The sequence below is a fragment of the Pseudomonas granadensis genome, assembly GCF_900105485.1.
In the GTDB taxonomy this organism is placed as follows: domain Bacteria; phylum Pseudomonadota; class Gammaproteobacteria; order Pseudomonadales; family Pseudomonadaceae; genus Aquipseudomonas; species Aquipseudomonas granadensis.
In genome coordinates this window covers 3,728,363-3,745,044 of the sequence record NZ_LT629778.1, presented here as the reverse complement: position 1 = coordinate 3,745,044, position 16,682 = coordinate 3,728,363, and the positions used below count along the sequence as shown (strand labels likewise).

At 61.0% G+C, this 16,682-nt stretch carries 12 protein-coding genes; 3 read left to right on the top strand and 9 right to left on the bottom strand.

Annotated features, from left to right (window positions below):
• Positions 1–142 precede the first annotated feature (142 nt).
• Together BLU52_RS16480 and BLU52_RS16475 are read left to right on the top strand one after the other, a co-directional pair.
• Positions 143–1,033, top strand: coding sequence for an ATP-binding protein (locus BLU52_RS16480; RefSeq protein ID WP_090284920.1), 891 nt, complete (start codon positions 143–145; stop codon positions 1,031–1,033).
• Positions 1,030–1,512 carry a GAF domain-containing protein gene (locus BLU52_RS16475; protein ID WP_090284918.1) on the top strand — a complete coding sequence of 161 codons (483 nt, stop codon included), beginning with the start codon at positions 1,030–1,032 and terminating at the stop codon, positions 1,510–1,512. The genes BLU52_RS16480 and BLU52_RS16475 overlap by 4 nt, the downstream gene beginning before the upstream one ends.
• On the opposite strand, the gene BLU52_RS16470 is transcribed toward BLU52_RS16475, so the two are convergent.
• The 8 genes from BLU52_RS16470 to BLU52_RS16435 all read right to left on the bottom strand — a co-directional run bounded on the left by BLU52_RS16470 (position 1,513) and on the right by BLU52_RS16435 (position 13,329).
• Positions 1,513–4,458, bottom strand: coding sequence for an HD domain-containing phosphohydrolase (locus BLU52_RS16470; protein ID WP_090284917.1), 2,946 nt, complete (start codon positions 4,456–4,458; stop codon positions 1,513–1,515).
• Between the two features lie 47 nt (positions 4,459–4,505).
• On the bottom strand, positions 4,506–8,150 hold the full coding sequence (locus BLU52_RS16465; protein WP_090284915.1) for a transporter substrate-binding domain-containing protein: 3,645 nt from the start codon (positions 8,148–8,150) through the stop codon (positions 4,506–4,508).
• A gap of 8 nt (positions 8,151–8,158) precedes the next feature.
• A complete protein-coding gene (locus tag BLU52_RS16460) occupies positions 8,159–8,785 on the bottom strand; it encodes a response regulator transcription factor (protein ID WP_090284913.1) in 627 nt (208 codons plus the stop codon).
• An 817-nt stretch (positions 8,786–9,602) separates the two neighbouring features.
• Positions 9,603–10,931 carry a deoxyguanosinetriphosphate triphosphohydrolase gene (locus BLU52_RS16455; RefSeq protein ID WP_090284911.1) on the bottom strand — a complete coding sequence of 443 codons (1,329 nt, stop codon included), beginning with the start codon at positions 10,929–10,931 and terminating at the stop codon, positions 9,603–9,605.
• Positions 10,932–11,007: 76 nt separating this feature from the next.
• Positions 11,008–12,171, bottom strand: a complete 1,164-nt coding sequence (locus BLU52_RS16450) for an EAL domain-containing protein (RefSeq protein ID WP_090284909.1) — start codon at positions 12,169–12,171, stop codon at positions 11,008–11,010.
• A gap of 119 nt (positions 12,172–12,290) precedes the next feature.
• Positions 12,291–12,629, bottom strand: a complete 339-nt coding sequence (locus BLU52_RS16445; protein ID WP_090284907.1) for a hypothetical protein — start codon at positions 12,627–12,629, stop codon at positions 12,291–12,293.
• Positions 12,626–13,012 (bottom strand): phage holin family protein, encoded by a 387-nt coding sequence (locus BLU52_RS16440; RefSeq protein ID WP_090284905.1) that lies wholly within the window; start codon positions 13,010–13,012, stop codon positions 12,626–12,628. The genes BLU52_RS16445 and BLU52_RS16440 overlap by 4 nt, the downstream gene beginning before the upstream one ends.
• Positions 13,013–13,014: 2 nt before the next feature.
• Positions 13,015–13,329, bottom strand: coding sequence for a DUF883 family protein (locus BLU52_RS16435; protein WP_090284903.1), 315 nt, complete (start codon positions 13,327–13,329; stop codon positions 13,015–13,017).
• 305 nt (positions 13,330–13,634) lie between these two features.
• On the opposite strand from BLU52_RS16435, the gene BLU52_RS16430 reads away from it, so the two are divergent.
• Positions 13,635–14,843, top strand: coding sequence for an ammonium transporter (locus BLU52_RS16430; protein ID WP_090284901.1), 1,209 nt, complete (start codon positions 13,635–13,637; stop codon positions 14,841–14,843).
• On the opposite strand, the gene BLU52_RS16425 is transcribed toward BLU52_RS16430, so the two are convergent.
• Complete coding sequence (locus BLU52_RS16425; protein ID WP_090284899.1) at positions 14,840–16,552, bottom strand: cation:proton antiporter; 1,713 nt, start codon at positions 16,550–16,552, stop codon at positions 14,840–14,842. The two genes, BLU52_RS16430 and BLU52_RS16425, sit on opposite strands and share 4 nt — an antisense overlap.
• Positions 16,553–16,682 lie beyond the last annotated feature (130 nt).

The following is a 16,682-nucleotide window of genomic DNA, read 5'->3' as shown; positions in this document are numbered from 1 at the left end:
CCTTCGCTGCTCAAGCATAGTCGATCATGTATGGATACCGAGGTTCCCGAATCGCCTTGTAACAAGGCTTGCTCGGGTGATTTGGGTCTGTGTGTCGTCGCTGGATCGTCATCATCACTGTGAACGTGCCCGAGGAGAAGACGTGGATTCCCGATTGAATGCTTTTCTTGAACGCGCCGAGTCGGTTCTGGCGCGCATCGAACCGTTGTTGCCGGCGCCACGGCCGGTGATCGACTGGGGCACCTGCCTGGCCGCGCGCTGGCAGCGCGACGGGCGCAGCGGTTATCTGCTGCCGCTGGAAGTCAGCCTCGACATGCGCTTGTCGGACCTGATCGGTGTCGACCGGCAATTGGACCAACTGGGCCGCAACACCCAGCAATTTCTCGATGGCATGCCGGCCAACCATGCGTTGCTCTGGGGCTCGCGCGGTACCGGCAAGTCGTCGCTGGTGCGCGCGCTGCTGGCGGAGCACGCCGCAGCGGGCCTGCGCCTGATCGAGATCGAGCGTGACCATCTGGCAGACCTGCCACGAGTGGTCGAGCAGATCGCCAAACTGCCGCAACGCTTCGTGCTGTTTTGCGATGACCTGTCGTTCGAATCCGGCGAAGGCGATTATCGCGTGCTGAAAAGCGTGCTCGATGGCTCGCTCGAGCAGGCGCCGGACAACGTTTTGCTGTACGCCACCTCGAACCGTCGCCATCTGGTGCCGGAAAAGGAAAGCGACAACGAAAACTGGAAACGCGTCGGTGGAGAACTGCATCCCAGCGAAGCCGTTGAAGACAAGATCGCGTTGTCGGACCGTTTCGGCCTGTGGCTGTCGTTCTACCCGTTTACCCAAGAACATTTCCTCAACGTCGTCGAACACTGGATCGGCCAGTTGGCGGCCAAGGCCGGCCTGAGCTGGCAGCGTGACGAAGCGCTGGACATCCTCGCCGTGCGCTGGGCCACCGGCCGCGGCAATCGCAACGGGCGTTGCGCGTATCAATTTGCCCGCTATTGGGTGGGCCTGAAATTGCTGGAGCACAAGGCATGATCGATTTGCAACAAAGTGGCCAGGGCCTTGAAGGCTATGGCTTGTTGGCGGCACAACTGGAATCGCTGCTGGCGGACGAGCGCGATTTTATCGCCAACGCCGCGCAGTTTTCGGCATTTCTGTTCAACCAGCTCGATGACCTGAACTGGGCCGGTTTTTACCTCAATCGCAACGAAGAACTGGTGCTTGGCCCGTTTCAGGGCCAGATCGCTTGCGTGCGCATTCCGTTCGGTCGCGGCGTGTGCGGTGCGGCAGCGGCCACCCGGCAAACCCAACGCGTCGAGGACGTGCATGCTTTTCCCGGTCATATCGCCTGTGACAGCGCGTCGAACAGCGAACTGGTCGTGCCGCTGGTCAAGGACGGTCGCCTGATCGGTGTGCTTGATCTCGACAGCCCGACACTTGCGCGTTTCGCTGCGCACGATCAGGCCGGCATCGAGCAACTGGCGGCAATTTTCCTGCGTCTGACCGACTGCTGATCACGGATCGAGGCCAGCCTTGAGCAACAGGCTGGCCGGGTCGACGCTGTCGATCTGCGCCGGGTCGAGAAAACGCTCGGCGTACTGCCGATACACACCTTCGCTGATGAACAGGCCAAACAGCTGTGCATCGATATGCGCTTCGCGGCACATGGTGGCCATGATCGCCAAGGCTTCGCTCAGGGTCTTGGCTTTCTTGTACGGGCGATCGGCCGCGGTCAGTGCTTCGAAGATATCGGCAATCGCCATCATCCGCGCCGGCAGGCTCATTTCTTCGCGCTTGAGACGTTTCGGGTAGCCGGTACCGTCCATTTTTTCGTGATGGCCGCCGGCGATTTCGGCAATGCTCTCGAGGTGGCCGGGAAAGGGCAGGTGGCTGAGCATCATGATCGTCTGCACCATGTGGTGGTTGATCACATAGCGCTCCTCGCGGGTCAGCGTGCCGCGGCTGATGCTCAGGTTGTACAGTTCGCCGCGATTGTATTTGTAGCGCGGCACATCGAGCTTGAAACCCCACGGATTGTCTTCCGGAATCAACTCGTTGGGGTCGCGTTCGAGCAGATGTTCGGGCTTGTCCGCCAACAGCTTTTCCCGGACCGGTAAGCTTGGCGCGGGTGTGTGTGCCTGCCGCCGGTTCTCCTCCCACGAAACGCCCAGACGATCATCCAGCGTACGCATCCAGGTGCGCTGCGCCAGTGTGTTCAGGCGTTGCAGATCGGCGTCAGCCATGGCCTCGCTGCCCAGGTTGCAACGCGCGACAAACGCAAAATCGTCATCCAGCGTTGCCAGCGTCGTGTCGCGCAGGCCCGCCAGGGCGGACTCATCGCCGCCCATGGCAAGTGCCTGCCAATAGCTGACCCAGGCATCGCGCTTGAGTACTTCGAAACGCGTGCGGATTTCGTGGATGCGGTCGTTGATGGTTTCCAGTTTGGTGGCCTTGTCGACCACGTATTCCGGCGTTGTTACCTTGCCGCAGTCGTGCAACCACGCGGCGATGTGCAGGGCTTCCCATTCATCTTCGCTGGGCTGGTAGGCACGGAAGGCCGGCGCATCGCTGGCCGCTGCCGCCTGAGCCAGCATCAGTGTCAGCTCCGGCACGCGCTGGCAATGCCCGCCGGTGTAGGGGCTTTTCGCATCGATGGCGCCTGCCAGTAATTGAATGAACGCATCCAGCAGTTGTTTCTGCCGCGCTTGCAGGCGCTGGCTCTCGATGCTCACTGCGGCGGCTCCGGAAACGGCCTGCAAGAAGGCGATACGGTCCGGTCGCAGTTTTTCCAGATCGGCCGTGGTGCCGCTGTCATTGACCAGCAGAATCAGCAGTCCGATGGTTTCGTCATGGCGGTTGTGCAGACGGATGCCGATCAGATGGATGCGCGGTGATTGCATCGCCAGCAGGACTCTTTGCAGATCCCCGGCCTGATCGAAACCCAGATGGCTGACGACATTGTTGGCGCTGATCAATTGCTCGAACCACTCGGGGCCGTTGCTGTGCTGCAGGTCGTGGCCCTGTATCGCGAAAGTTTCCAGTGCCTGGGGCGCGCCATCGATGACCAGCCCGTAGGGCTCCATGCGTGTGCTGTCGCTTTCGCGCAGGTAAATCAGTCCGGCCTGCGCCTGGGCGATCTGCACCGTTTCGAACAGCACCCGTTGCAACAGAGAGGCGAAGCGCGTTTCCGCGCCGAGGGTGTCGGTGATGCGGAAAAAACTCGCCAAGGTGTCTTTCATCCGCGCCATCGACACGCTCAACTGATCGACTTCGAGCACCGGTGAGCGGCGTGCCGAGGGAAAGTCGAAATTGAAACTACGGATCGCGTCGGCCTCCTTGACCAGCGCGTGCAAAGGCTTGACCAGAATCCGGGAAATCACCCAGCCCAACGGCAGGCACAGCAGCAGGATCGCCAAGGTGATCAGCGCGCCTTGCCAGCGCAAGCGGTAGGCATCGACGAGCAATTCGTCTTCTGGCACCAGCAGCGCCAGTTGCAAGCCCTTTGGCCCGCCTTCCTCGACGGTGCTGCGGGCGACGATCCACTGGCGGCCTTCGGCGCTTACGCGATTGCTGGTCTGGTCCCCCGTCAGCAGTGCATGCAGGGCTGGGCTCAGATCGGCGGCCTTGGCCAGGCTGGCCGCGCTGCCCTCCACGATCAGGCGTTGGCTGTCGGGGTAGGCCACGGCATTGCCGTCTGCATCGAACAGGGCGATCTCGGTGGACGGCGTGACCACATGCTTGCTCAAGGTTGCCGACAGGGCGACCAGTGTCAGGTCGGCGCCGATCACGACGTTGTCGCCACTGCGTCGGGCCAGGGTGGTGCCGACATTGTGTGTGGAGAAAAATACGTAGGGTTCGGTGGTGATCTGCTCGTTTCGCTCGCGCGCCTGAGTGAACCAGGCGCGACTGCGCGGATCGTAGCGGTCGGCGAGGTTGTCCTGACGGCCGACCGGCAGCAGTGCCGGGTCGAAAAACAGCGACTGCGAGTGCAGGTTGCCCTGCGCATCGTGCTCGATGCTCCAGACCTGAAACGCAGCGGCCTCGGGCGCTTTGAGCAAGGTCTTGATGGCGGCGCTGCGCAATGGCCGCACCATGAAAAAGTCGCCGTTGGCATAACCCAGGTACAGCGAGGCCAGGCTTGGGTTGTCCGTCAGCGACTGGCTGAACGGTCGCAGCAAGGGCAGGCGTTGCTCGAGGTTGACTGCCTGCGCGGCCGGATCACCGGCCAGCAGGCTCAGCAGATGGCGGATCGGTTGATAGGTGGCGGCCATGTCCAGACGCACATCCTGTTCGATGCGGTTGAACAGTTTCTCGCTGCTCGACAGGATGATCTGCGTGGTCTGGCGGTAATTGAAAAGCCCCAGCACGACCCCGGTGAGCAGCAGCAGGCAGGTGAACATGACGCTGATGTGGACGTGCAGCGGTAACCGGCGTTGCTCCGGGCGCAGTGGGCTGGGCATTTCTGGCTCTCCATGATGGTTAACTCACTGCTCAGCACCCAGCATAGTTAAGGCGAGCTCATTGTGCTTTGCTCCGACAGTGTCAATTGTTGTTGCAAAGCCTGCTCCAGTTCGAGCATCGCCTGATCGCTCGCTTCGCAATGGCGGGCAAGCTCATCGGCTGGCGCCGCGTTGATGCAAGCCTGTTCGAGGGCTTCGCAACATTCGATGACGCGTTTGGCCTGAGCGATCCGCGCGGCGCCCTTGATCTTGTGCGCGACCTCCGCCAGCGCCGCACGGTCACGCTCCGGCGATAACGCCAGCAACTCCTGGCGGTCAAGACGACTGCTCTTGAGCAACTCGGCGACCAGGCGACGGGTCTGTGTCGGGTTGCCGCCGGTCAGCGTGTCGAGGTTTTGCACATCGAACGCCAGGCCTGACGACGCCGGGGTGATGCCGTCGACCCATTCACTGAGCAGGCTGAGACTCAGCGGCTTGAACAGGCAATCGTCCATGCCTGCCTGCTTGCAACGCTGGACCTCTTCCGGTTGCGCATTGGCGGTAAAGCCCAATACCGTGCAGGGTGGACAACGCGTCTGCATTTCATGCTGGCGAATGGCGCGGGTCAGCTCATAGCCGTTCATCAGCGGCATGTTGCAATCGACAATTACCAGATCGAAGTGGCCTGCCTGCCACAATTGCAGACCGACGCAGCCGTTTTCGGCAACGCTGAAGCGATGGCCGAGAAATTCCAGCTGTTGGCACATCAGCAGGCGATTGGCCGGGTGGTCATCCACCACCAGCACGCATAAAGGCGTTCGCGCTTTTTTGATCGCAGCTTCGTTTTTGCCGGCGCTCACCTGTGCCGGCAAGGTTTCCACAGCCAGCGTGATACACACCTGAGTGCCGATTCCCGGCTGGCTGCTTAATTGCAACTGGCCGCCCATCATTTCGCACAGGTTACGACTGATCACCAGGCCCAGACCGGCGCCGCTTCGGCTTTGTCGATGGCTGTTCTGTGCCTGGGCAAATGGCGCGAACAGGCGTTGCTGGTCCTCGGCGTTGATACCGACGCCGCTGTCCTGCACGGTCAACTGCATCAGCGCGCGGCCTGGCGCTTCGGTGTTCATCAGATCAAGGGTGATCCTGACCTGGCCCTGCTCGGTGAATTTGATCGCGTTGCTGACCAGATTCGACAGCACCTGCTTGAAACGCAGTGGGTCGAGATAGACATCGACGGCCAGCTCCGGTGGATTGAGCAGGGTTTGCAGGACGAGGTTTTTCTGCCGGGCGAGGCCGTCGAAAATGCGCGTGACCGATGCCACGGTGTCGACCAGATTGACCCGCTCCGGGCACAGGCTCAGGCGCCCGGATTCGATGCGCGCGATGTCGAGAATGTCGCCGATCAAACCGAGCAGATCCTTGGCCGAATGGTAGGCGGTATCGATCGAAGAACGATCCGGGTGTTGTTGATCCATGCGTTTGAGGGTCAGTTCGAGCATGCCGATCACCGCGTTCATCGGTGTGCGGATCTCATGGCTCATGGTCGCCAGAAAGGTGCTTTTCGCCCGGTTGGCCTCGTCCGCCTGCTCCTTGGCCGCGCGCAGTTCATCGAACAATTGACGACGCTCGCTGATGTCGATCCAGCCGCCGATGATGCCCTGTACAGCGCCGCTGGAATCGCGGTACGGCAATATCCAGTGGTAGATCGTCAGGCGCCGGTTGCCGATGTGCAACGGCCGGTCGACCACCATCGGCGTGCCTTCGGCAACCACTCGCTGGTAATCGGCGTGAAAGGCGTGGGCCTCGAAAGCATTGCTCAGGGTGCCTTCAATGACGCTTTTGCCAATCACGTCCTCACGCTTGGCAGCAAATGCTTCGAGGTAGCTTTCGTTGCAACTTTGCAGCAAGCCCTGGCGGTCGCGCACGTAAATCGGATGCGGCGTGCCGTCGACCAGTGAACGCATGAACTCCAGTTGATCGTTCAGCGCGCGTTCGGCGGCCTGGCGCTGTTTGATCTGGTGGCGCATGTAGGCGTTCCAGGCCAATAGCAGTAACAACAGCAGACATGCGCCGAGAATGACCTGATAAAACAGGCGCTGGTAGTTGTGCCAGATGTTCTGTGAGGCGGTGGAATAACCGCGCCACCGGCCATTGATAACGCCCAGTTCATCCGGTGCGATGCTCAGTAGCGCCTTGTTGATGATCGAGGTCAGCTCGGTGTTGTCACGCGCCGTCGCCAGCGAAAATGCGGCCTGACTCGTACCAATGGTGGTAGTGATCTGCAGCGGCTGATTGAAGATCCGCGAGGAAATGAAGTAGTTGGCGATGACCAGCGAGTTCACCGCGCCGTCGACCCGGCCTTCGGCAAGTAGCGACACTGCACTGAAGGTGTCCGCGGTTTCAATCAGATGGATGCGCGGATATTCCTCGCGCAGGTAGTCCACCATTGGATTGCCCTGGGCAATTGCCAATTGCTTGCCGCGCAACTGGCCGAGATTGGTCGGGCCGTCGGCGCTTTTGCGCGTGAGCAACACGTAGGAGTTTTCCAGATAGGGCCGACTGAAGCTCAGGTGTTTCTCGCGTTCTTCCGACGGCAGCAGCGCGGCGATCAGATCGGCTTGATGGCGATCAATCTGCTCGATCATTTCCGCGTCGTTACGACTGCGCCGGATCTCGAAACGCAGATCGGTACGCAGGCGGATCAGCTCGAGCAGGTCGGCGCTGATGCCGCGAAAATTGCCGTCGTTATCGAAAAACGTCAGTGGTGCAAACGCCTCGTTGACCACCACGCTGACCACCGGATGCTGTTTGAGCCAGGCTTCTTCGCGTTCAGTCAGTTGCGGTTTCTGCTCGCTGAGCAGCAGATTGCTACCGGCGCTCCAGCGTTTGGCAATGCTGTCACGTTCACTGGCCGGCACGGCTTTGAGCGCACGGTCGATGATGTTCAACAGTTGCGGGTTGTTGCGGCGCACGGCGAAGCTGAAGCCCTGGGCTTCCTGCTTGCCGAAGTTGGCCATGCGCACGTTGTTCAGGTAGCCCTTGTTGATCATGTAGTGGGTGGAAAGGGTATCGCCGAGAAACACATCGGCCTGGTCGAACGCCACCGCGTTGATTGCGTTCTGGTAGGAGGGATAGCAGGTGATGAGCGCTTTCGGATACAGCGCCTTAACTTCGGGCAATGGCAGATAGTGATAGACCATGCTCAGCCGCAGCCCGGCGAGGCCTTCGCTGAGCGAGCGGGTTTCGTCCTCGCGGGTGACCAGCACCGGTTGATCAAAAGCGTAAGGGGTCGACAGGGCGAGGTTGGCGTTGCTGGCTTCGAAGCCGTTGGCGGTCCCGAGCAGGTCGACCTGGCCATCGAGCAAGGCGCGAATCGCTGCATCGCGCGAAGGGAAGCGCTGCACCCGGATCGGCAGACCGGTGGCCTGGCCCAGCAGTCCGGCGTAGTCGGCAGTGAGGCCTTCGTAATCCTTGCCGCTGACCGTCATGTCAAAGGGCGGATAGTCGGGCGCCGAGGTGCCCAGCACCAGTTCGTTGCGTTCAAGCAGCCACTGCCGCTGCGGCCGGTCGAGCATCACCGTCACCGCATCGCTCGCCGACCGGCTGAGCAAGGCGTAGTCCGGCGAGGAGACGGGCAGGGCAAAGACGTTTGCGCTCAGTAACAGTCCTGCGCTCAACGCGATTAGATAGTCCTTCAAACGACTGGGCATGCTGGCTCTCACACGAGTGCGTTGCGTTTGGCCATCTCGATAAGTTCTACAAGGGATTTGGCTTTGAGTTTTTGCATCAGGCGCTTCTTGTAAGTGCTAACGGTTTTATTGCTCAGAAACATGCCCTTGGCGATTTCCTTGTTGGTGCGGCCCTGGGCAAAAAGTTGCAAGACCATCAACTCGCGATCATTAACGGATTTGAACAGTTCAAGTTCGGCATAACGAACGTCGTCATTGCGAACGGGGTTCAACGCTTGACTGGGAAAGTAGTTGTATCCGGAAAGTACCGCTTTGATCGCACTGACAAGTTCGCTCAGGTCCTCCTGTTTGCAGACATAGCCTGAGGCACCGGATTGCATGCAGCGAATGCCGAAGAGGGTCGGGCACTGTGCGGTCAGGATCAGGATTTTCAGCGGTGAGCCCATGGCGTTGAAGCGCGCCAGTACTTCCAGGCCGTCCAGCTTGGGAATGCTCACGTCGAGGATGACCAGATCGGGCATGCATTCGCGGACCATTTGCATGGCATCGACTCCGTTGTCGGTCTCGCCGACGACCTTGTAACCTTCATGTTCGAGCAGCATTCGAACGGCGAGACGGATGACCGGGTGATCGTCGACAATAAATACGGAGTTCATAATCAAATCCCATGCGAACACGAATAAAGCGCGCACCTTAGCTCAGTTGCATGAGCACTCGCAGGGAGTGACGGGGTCTGCGTCATGGTATCGGATAAGTCCTACAATCATTGAGGAAGCGGACTACAGTTGAACTGGGTTTGGCGTAAGGAAGTGCAGGATCGGGATGGGCTTTTAGTTTGGCTTGAACGAGTGGTAAGTGTTGGCGGGGGATCGCGTTTTTTTATTGTTTAAAGTTGCGGGTGTGTGGGGTTTATTTGGGGGCATATCCGTTGCTGCGGTAACGGCTTCTTATGGTTTCGCCCTTACGGCGAGGCACTTTTTCCAGACGCCGAAAAAGTACCCAAAAAGGCTTGCTCCTGCGTTCGGCCCTCGCAGGCTCGGGTCCCTTCGCTGCGGGATCGATCCGGGCGCAGCGGCTACGGTTTGCTTCGCTGCACCTACTTCCGCTGTGTCTGGCTGCGCCAGACGGTCGCTGCGCTCCCACGCCCGGATCGATCCCTCCACTCAGCCTTCCGATGTCGCGGTTAGGCAAGATCAAGATCAAGATCAAGAGCACGCGAGCTAACGCTCATTGTTGAGTGGTTAGAAGCGGGTGGTTGGCTTTGGATTTTTGGTGTGGCTGCCCCTCATCGGAACGCCGCCCGCCCAGCCCTCTCCCCCTGGAGAGGGAGCCGATCTTTGGGCTTTTCAAATTGTGCATTCGACTCGGTATCGCCGTTGGCGCATCTATCGCATCCACCACGATCAGTCCCCTCTCCCTCCGGGAGAGGGTTAGGGTGAGGGGCTGTTGATCTTTTCAGGGCGCGCACAAGGCTCAATGGCTGGAGCGTCCGGTCATTTCCAGGGCCATGTCGCTGGCGTAGCTGTCGGTCATGCCGGCGATGAAGTCGATCATGCGCAGGAATGAGGTGTGTAGCGAGCCTTGTGGGTCGGGGGCGTTGCTGCCGAGCAGGTCGAGGATGCGCCGGCTTTTGAAGGACGGGGTGCGGCCGTTGTGTTGTTCCAGTGCGGCGCCGCAGAAGGAGTTGAGGAGGATTTCCAGGGTGGTGTAGGCGCCGATTTCGTGCAGGGTCTTGCGTTTGTCCTGGAAGATTTTCTTGCGTGCGATGTCTTTGGCGTTCAGTACGCAGCGTTTGGCCGGGCCGTGCATGTGTTCGACCAGGTCGCCATGCAGGGTGCCAGCGAGCAGTGCGTCCTGCTGTTCGACGAAGGCGCGTGCGGCGGCGTTGGTCAGGTGCTCGATGGCTTTGCCGCGCAGGATTGCCAGTTTGCGTCGGCGCGAGTCCTGCGGGCCGAGCAGGCGGTAGGTTTCCGGCAGGTCATCGCCGACCAGGCCGAGCAGCAGCGCTTCGACTTCGGCGTATTCCAGCAGCTCCATTTCGAGGCCGTCTTCGAGATCGATCAGCGCGTAGCAGATGTCATCGGCGGCTTCCATCAAATACACCAATGGATGGCGCGCCCAGCGCTGATCTTCGATTTGCGGCAGGCCGAGTTTGTGGGCGATCTGCTCAAGCAGGGGTAGTTCGCTCTGGTAGCAGCCAAATTTGTGTTTCTTATAGCCCAGCGAGTCGGCGTGGCGTGCAGTCCACGGGTATTTCAGGTAGGTACCGAGGGTCGCGTAGGTCAGGCGGGTGCCGCCGTCGAACTGGTGGTATTCCAGTTGCGTAAGGACGCGGAAGCCTTGGGCATTGCCTTCAAAGTTAAGGAAGTCGCCGCGTTCGGCTTCGCTCATGCCGTCGAGCCAGCCGCGTCCGGCGGCCTGCTGGAACCAGTGGCGGATGGCGTCTTCGCCGGAATGGCCGAAAGGCGGGTTGCCGATGTCGTGGGCCAGACACGCCGATTGCACGACCATGCCGAGGTCGGCCGGGTCGCACCATTCGGGTAGCGCGCTGCGCAGGGTTTCACCGACGCGCATGCCCAGCGAGCGGCCGACGCAGCTGACTTCCAGCGAGTGGGTCAGGCGCGTGTGAATGTGATCGTTGCTGGTGACCGGGTGCACTTGGGTCTTGCGCCCGAGGCGGCGGAAGGCGCCGGAGAAGATGATCCGGTCATGATCTTTGTGAAAAGGGCTGCGGCCGAGTTCTTGCGGGCTGTGCAGCGGCTTGCCGAGACGTTCGCGGTTGAGCAGGGTGTGCCAATCCAAGGCTGTTTCTCTCCGTCAGGAAAACTGGAATGTTGGCCGTTAGCTTCCCGGTTCGCGCACGCGCCTGCAAGCGGAACTACAAGCCGGCAGCGTCGATGTCGATCAGCAACAAGCGCTCGCCGTTGTCGAAAAACTGCCCGGCGGTGAGGCAATACTGGTTGCTGGTGGCATCGCGGTAAGTGCTGGACAGGGTCAAACGGCGCTCCTCCCAGCCTTCGGCGAGCAGATGGTAGAAGTACGGGCGCCACGACCAGTTGTGGCCCAGGTATCGGTTGTCGGCGACCCAGCGATGCTGGCGCCACTCCAGGTTCGGCGTCAGTTGCGTGCCATGGCGATCGCATTGATAAAAGCGCAGCAGCCACGGGAAGGCGTCCAGTTGTGGCAGCGCGCTCAATGGTGCGTGGGCCTGCGCCCAGGCTTGCAGGATCGACATCAGTTCGGCCAGTTGCTGGCGCATCTGCATCAGCCGCCCGCGCTCGGCGAGTTTCTGCCGCACATAGCGCTGACGCAGTTCGGCGAACCGCTGCACAAACGCATCAGTGGGGAAGAACGCCTCTTGCGCCCGGGCGAAGAGAAAACCCTGCACGTAGCGCGACCCGCATTCCAGCGCAAAATTGAGCTGCGCTTCGGTTTCGACACCTTCGGCAATGATCCAGCAGCCGGTCTTCTCGGCCATTTGCGCCAGCGCCTTGACCACGTCACTGCTCGGCCCTCCCAAGGCTGCGGCCTGAAACAGGCGCATGTCGAGTTTGAGAATGTCCGGTTGCAATGCCAGCACCCGATCGAGCTGGGAATAACCGGCACCGAAGTCATCGATGGCGATTCTGGCACCGGCCTCGCGATAACGCGCGACCACCTCGGCCAGGCGTTGGTCATTGCCGCCCAGCTCGGTAATTTCGAAGACGATGCGCTGCGGGTCGACCGCGTGTCGCGCCAGTTGCCCGAGGCTGGGCAACGCTTGGCCGGCGCGCAGGCGGCTGATCCAGCGTGGCGACATGTTCAGGCTGAGAAACCAGTCGGATGGCGCTTCGTGCAGGCGGCTCAAAGCGTTGTCACGGATCTGTCGGTCGAGGCGGCGCAGGGCAATCGCGGGCGTACGCGGATCGGCGAACAACGGCCCGACCGAAGCCAGTTGGCCGTCGGCCTGGCGCAGGCGACCCAGCGCTTCGACGCCTGCAATCAGTCCGGTGGCGGTATCGATGAACGGTTGAAAGCAGGCGAGCGGTTGCCCGTCGATCACGGGGCCTCCTTGGTTCTTGTTTTGATGAACCCCGATGGCCGCGTAGGCGTGCGGGATTGAACCTGCGGATAACAGATTCATCCCGCCGTCAGTGCAAGAATGTAGCCAGATGGATCACTTCAACGTTTAGCCGAACTCTGCATGACCAGTTTGATCAGCGGCCCCAGCGTGGTGCCGAGCCGGATCAAGCGGCTGACCCCACCGGCGCCGCCGCTTTTCGCGCCTTTGCCGGTGAGAAAGCCCAGCAGCGTAACGGCAGCCACGCCCCACAATGGCGCGTGTTTGATACCGAAGCCGCTGTGCAGACCCTGCGTCATGCCGCGCACGCGCTGCAAAGGCTGCAGAACCTGCCCGGCCTCATGGCGGATTTCCTGGCGATGCATTTCCATGCGCAGGCGAATCAGCGCCTTGCGCATTTCTCGGCGTGAGCTGTTATGCGGCAATTGAGGATGACTCATGGCAGCAGGCGCTCCCGGTCGTTGGCCAGCTCTTCGAGCGTGCCGTGGAAAGGCGAGGACTCATCGAATATGGCCGCCTTGAGGCGCAGTCCGCAGAAGATCGAGGCCAGGGTATAAAAAACGCACAGCCCGATAATGGCGGCCAGGCGATACGTATCCCAGAACAGAATCATCACCAGCGTCGATAACCCCACCAGCAGCAACAGGGCAAAGACCAGCGCCAGCCCGGCGAACAGCAACAGGCTGACAGTGCGGGATTTCTGCTCCTGCAATTCGATGCCGAACAATTCGACATGACTGTGCAGCAGACCCAGAACGGCGGCGCCCAGGCGTCGCGTGGAAGAGGCGGTGCCCGCAGTCGGGCCGGATTCACCGATCGACATGATCAGCGCCGAGTGGCCAGCAGGCCAATCAGAAAGCCCACGCCAGCGGCAATACCGACCGACTGCCATGGGTTGGCCGACACGTATTCTTCGGTGGCGGTCACAGCGGCCTGACCGCGTTCGCGCAGGCTGTCTTCGGTCAGTTTCAGGGTTTCGCGGGCACGCAACAGGCTGTCGTGGATCTGCGCACGCAGCTCATCGGCCTGATCACCGGCCAGGGTGGCGGTGTGCTCGAGCAAACGCTCGGTGTCGGCGACCAGGGTCTGGAAGTCGTTCATCAGGATGTCTTGAGCAGTCTTTGCCTTGATGCTGGCCATGGGGTGGATCTCCGTAGTGACGTCTGAAGCGTTCGAGTATGAGCCTTGCGCGAAGGTTCAGTAGAAATGACTGGTACGACAATTGCTGTGTTGTGGTGCGTCGCTCGGCCATTGTGCGCTGTTGCCGGGCGTACGCCACGGGAAACCTTGTCCCGAATGATCGCGGTTCGTGTCAGCACATCGACCTGATGCGCCAAAGCAGTTCGCTGAAGATCCCATTCGGTGCCCGCCTGGTTGCAACTTGGTGCATGAATTGTGCGCATGAACCGCTTTGGTGCCTTTTCTGCCGTTAGGTCTGCCTGCTTATGGAAAATCTGCAAAGCGCTGTGGACACGCTGGTTCACAGTTCCAATACCTTGTTCATTCTGATCGGTGCCGTCATGGTACTGGCGATGCACGCCGGTTTCGCCTTTCTGGAGGTCGGAACGGTCCGGCAGAAAAACCAGGTCAACGCGCTGGCGAAGATCCTCAGTGATTTCGCCGTCTCCACGTTGGCCTATTTCTTTATAGGCTATTGGATCTCTTACGGTGTGACGTTCATGCAACCGGCAGCGGTGCTGAGCGCCGATCACGGTTACGGACTGGTGAAGTTTTTCTTCCTGCTGACGTTTGCCGCGGCGATCCCGGCGATCATTTCCGGCGGTATCGCCGAGCGCGCACGTTTCGTTCCGCAGTTGTGCGCCACGGCGCTGATCGTCGCGTTCATTTATCCGTTCTTCGAAGGCATGATCTGGAACGGCAACTACGGCCTGCAAGCCTGGCTGACGGCGCAGTTCGGCGCCGCGTTCCATGACTTTGCCGGTTCCGTGGTGGTGCATGCCATGGGTGGCTGGCTGGCGCTGGCGGCCGTGTTGCTGCTCGGTCCGCGCAATGGCCGCTACCGCGATGGGCGTCTGGTGGCGTTCGCACCGTCGAGCATTCCGTTCCTGGCACTGGGCTCGTGGATTCTGATTGTCGGCTGGTTCGGCTTCAACGTGATGAGTGCGCAGACGCTGCAGGGCGTCAGTGGCCTGGTCGCGGTCAACTCGCTGATGGCGATGGTTGGCGGCACGGTGGCGGCGCTGATCGTCGGGCGTAATGACCCAGGCTTTCTGCACAACGGCCCGCTGGCCGGGTTGGTGGCGGTCTGTGCCGGTTCCGATCTGATGCATCCGGTCGGCGCGCTGCTGACCGGGGCGATCGCCGGCGCACTGTTTGTCTGGTGCTTTACCGCCGCTCAGGTGAAGTGGCGCATCGACGATGTGCTGGGTGTATGGCCATTGCACGGCTTGTGCGGCGTGTGGGGTGGCATCGCCTGCGGGATTTTCGGCCAGACCGCGCTCGGCGGTATCGGCGGTGTCAGCCTGATCAGCCAGTTGATCGGCACGGGGCTCGGCGTCGCGGTGGCGCTGGTCGGCGGCTTCGTCGTCTACGGCATGATCAAGGCATTGCATGGTCTGCGCCTGAGCCAGGAACAAGAGTATTACGGCGCCGACCTGTCGCTGCACAAGATCGGCGCGGTGAGCCAGGATTAAGTCTCGGCATCGTCGGTACCGGGATAAAAACCGTGCAGCAGGCGATAGCGGTCAATGCGCACCTGATCGACTTGTTCCTGCACTTTATGCGCGGGCAATCCGAGCATGATCAACGCGTGAGAGGCGAGCATCAGGCTTGACTCCAACAGCTCCGGCACCACTTCATTGGCGCCGGCGGCTTTCAGTTCGGCCCACTGGCTGTCGTCGCGGGTGCGCACCAGAATCGGCACATGGGCATTCAGCCGCCGGGCTTCCTTGAGGATGCGCAGGGCGACATCGCTCTGATCCACGGCGATCACCAACAGTCGCGCACGCGGCAGGCCGACGGCGGTCAGCAGGTCGCCACGCGCCGAGTCGCCATAATGCACGTCACTTTCGCCATGGGTGGCTTCCTGTACGCGCACCGGGTCGTTGTCCAGGGCGATGTAAGGTTGTCTGGCATTGCTCATGAACCGCCCGATCGATTGGCCGACACGGCCGTAGCCGCAAATCACTACGTGTTGGTTGAGGTCGGCATTGAGCGCGCTGATTTTTTCGATCTGCGCTTCCTGATTGGGTTTGCGATGCAGGGCTGCGGCGATGCGTGGCGCTGCACGCAGCAACAGCGGAGTCAGCAGCATCGAGCAGAATGTCGCCGCCAGCAGCAGGTCGCCCAAGCCCTCGGGCAGCATGCGGTTCTGTTGCATCTGCGCCATCAGTGCAAAGCAGAACTCGCCGCCCTGGGCCAGCGCCAGACCGCTGCGCCAGGCGGTTTCGCTGTCGCTGCCGCGCCATTTCACCAGCAATGCCACCACGATGCCCTTGATCACCATCAGCCCGACGGTGAGGCCGAGGATTGCCAGGCTGTGGCTGAGGAACAGTTGCAGGTCGATCAGCATGCCGATGCTGACGAAAAAGACTCCGAGCAGGATGTCGCGAAAGGGCCGGATATCGGCCTCGATCTGGTGGCGGTAATGGCTTTCACCGAGCAACATCCCAGCGAGAAAGGCGCCAAGGGCAGGGGACAGGCCCAGCAGGTGGGTCAGCCATGCAGTCAACAACACGATCACCAGCGCCAGCAGCACAAACAACTCTGCCGAGCGCGAGGCCGCGACTTCGTGAAACAGCCGCGGCAGCAACCAGCGACTGGCCAGCAACAGACCGACGAACAGCACCACGGTTTTCCCCAGCGTCAGCGGCAGCGCCCAGTACCAGGCTTGCTCGCTGCTGCCGGCAAACACCGGGATCAGGGTCAGCAGCAACACCGCAACGACATCCTGAAAAAGCAAAACCCCCACCGCGTTCTGCCCATGGCTGCTGAACACTTCGCCGAGGCTGCCCAGCTCCTTGGTGACGATTGCCGTCGACGACAGCGAAAGTCCGGCGCCGAGCAGCAATGCAGGCGTGACCGGCATGCCCAGCAGCATCAACAGCAACCCGAGCAACGCGGTGCTGATCAGCACCTGCTGACTGCCGAGGCGAAACACGACCTGGCGCAGGGCAATCATCTTCGACAGGGAAAACTCCAGACCCAGCGAAAACAGCAGGAACACCACGCCCAACTCGGCGACATCCGGCAGGTGTTCGCTCTCGTTGACCCAATCGAACGCACTCGGCCCGACCAGCAGTCCGACGCACAGATAGCCCAGCACTGGCGGCAATCGCAGCCGTCGAAACAGGGCGATCACCACGAGGGACGAGGCGAGGATGATCAACAGATTGGCGAACACTGGACACTCCGGCGGCGGCTTCAGGCTTTTCAAGCGTAGAAGCAAAAAGACCGCAAGCATCGCGCAATCGGCTTTTCTGCGAACTGATGTGCGTCAGGGTTTTGCCAGCGTTGCGTTGATTCGGCGCTGG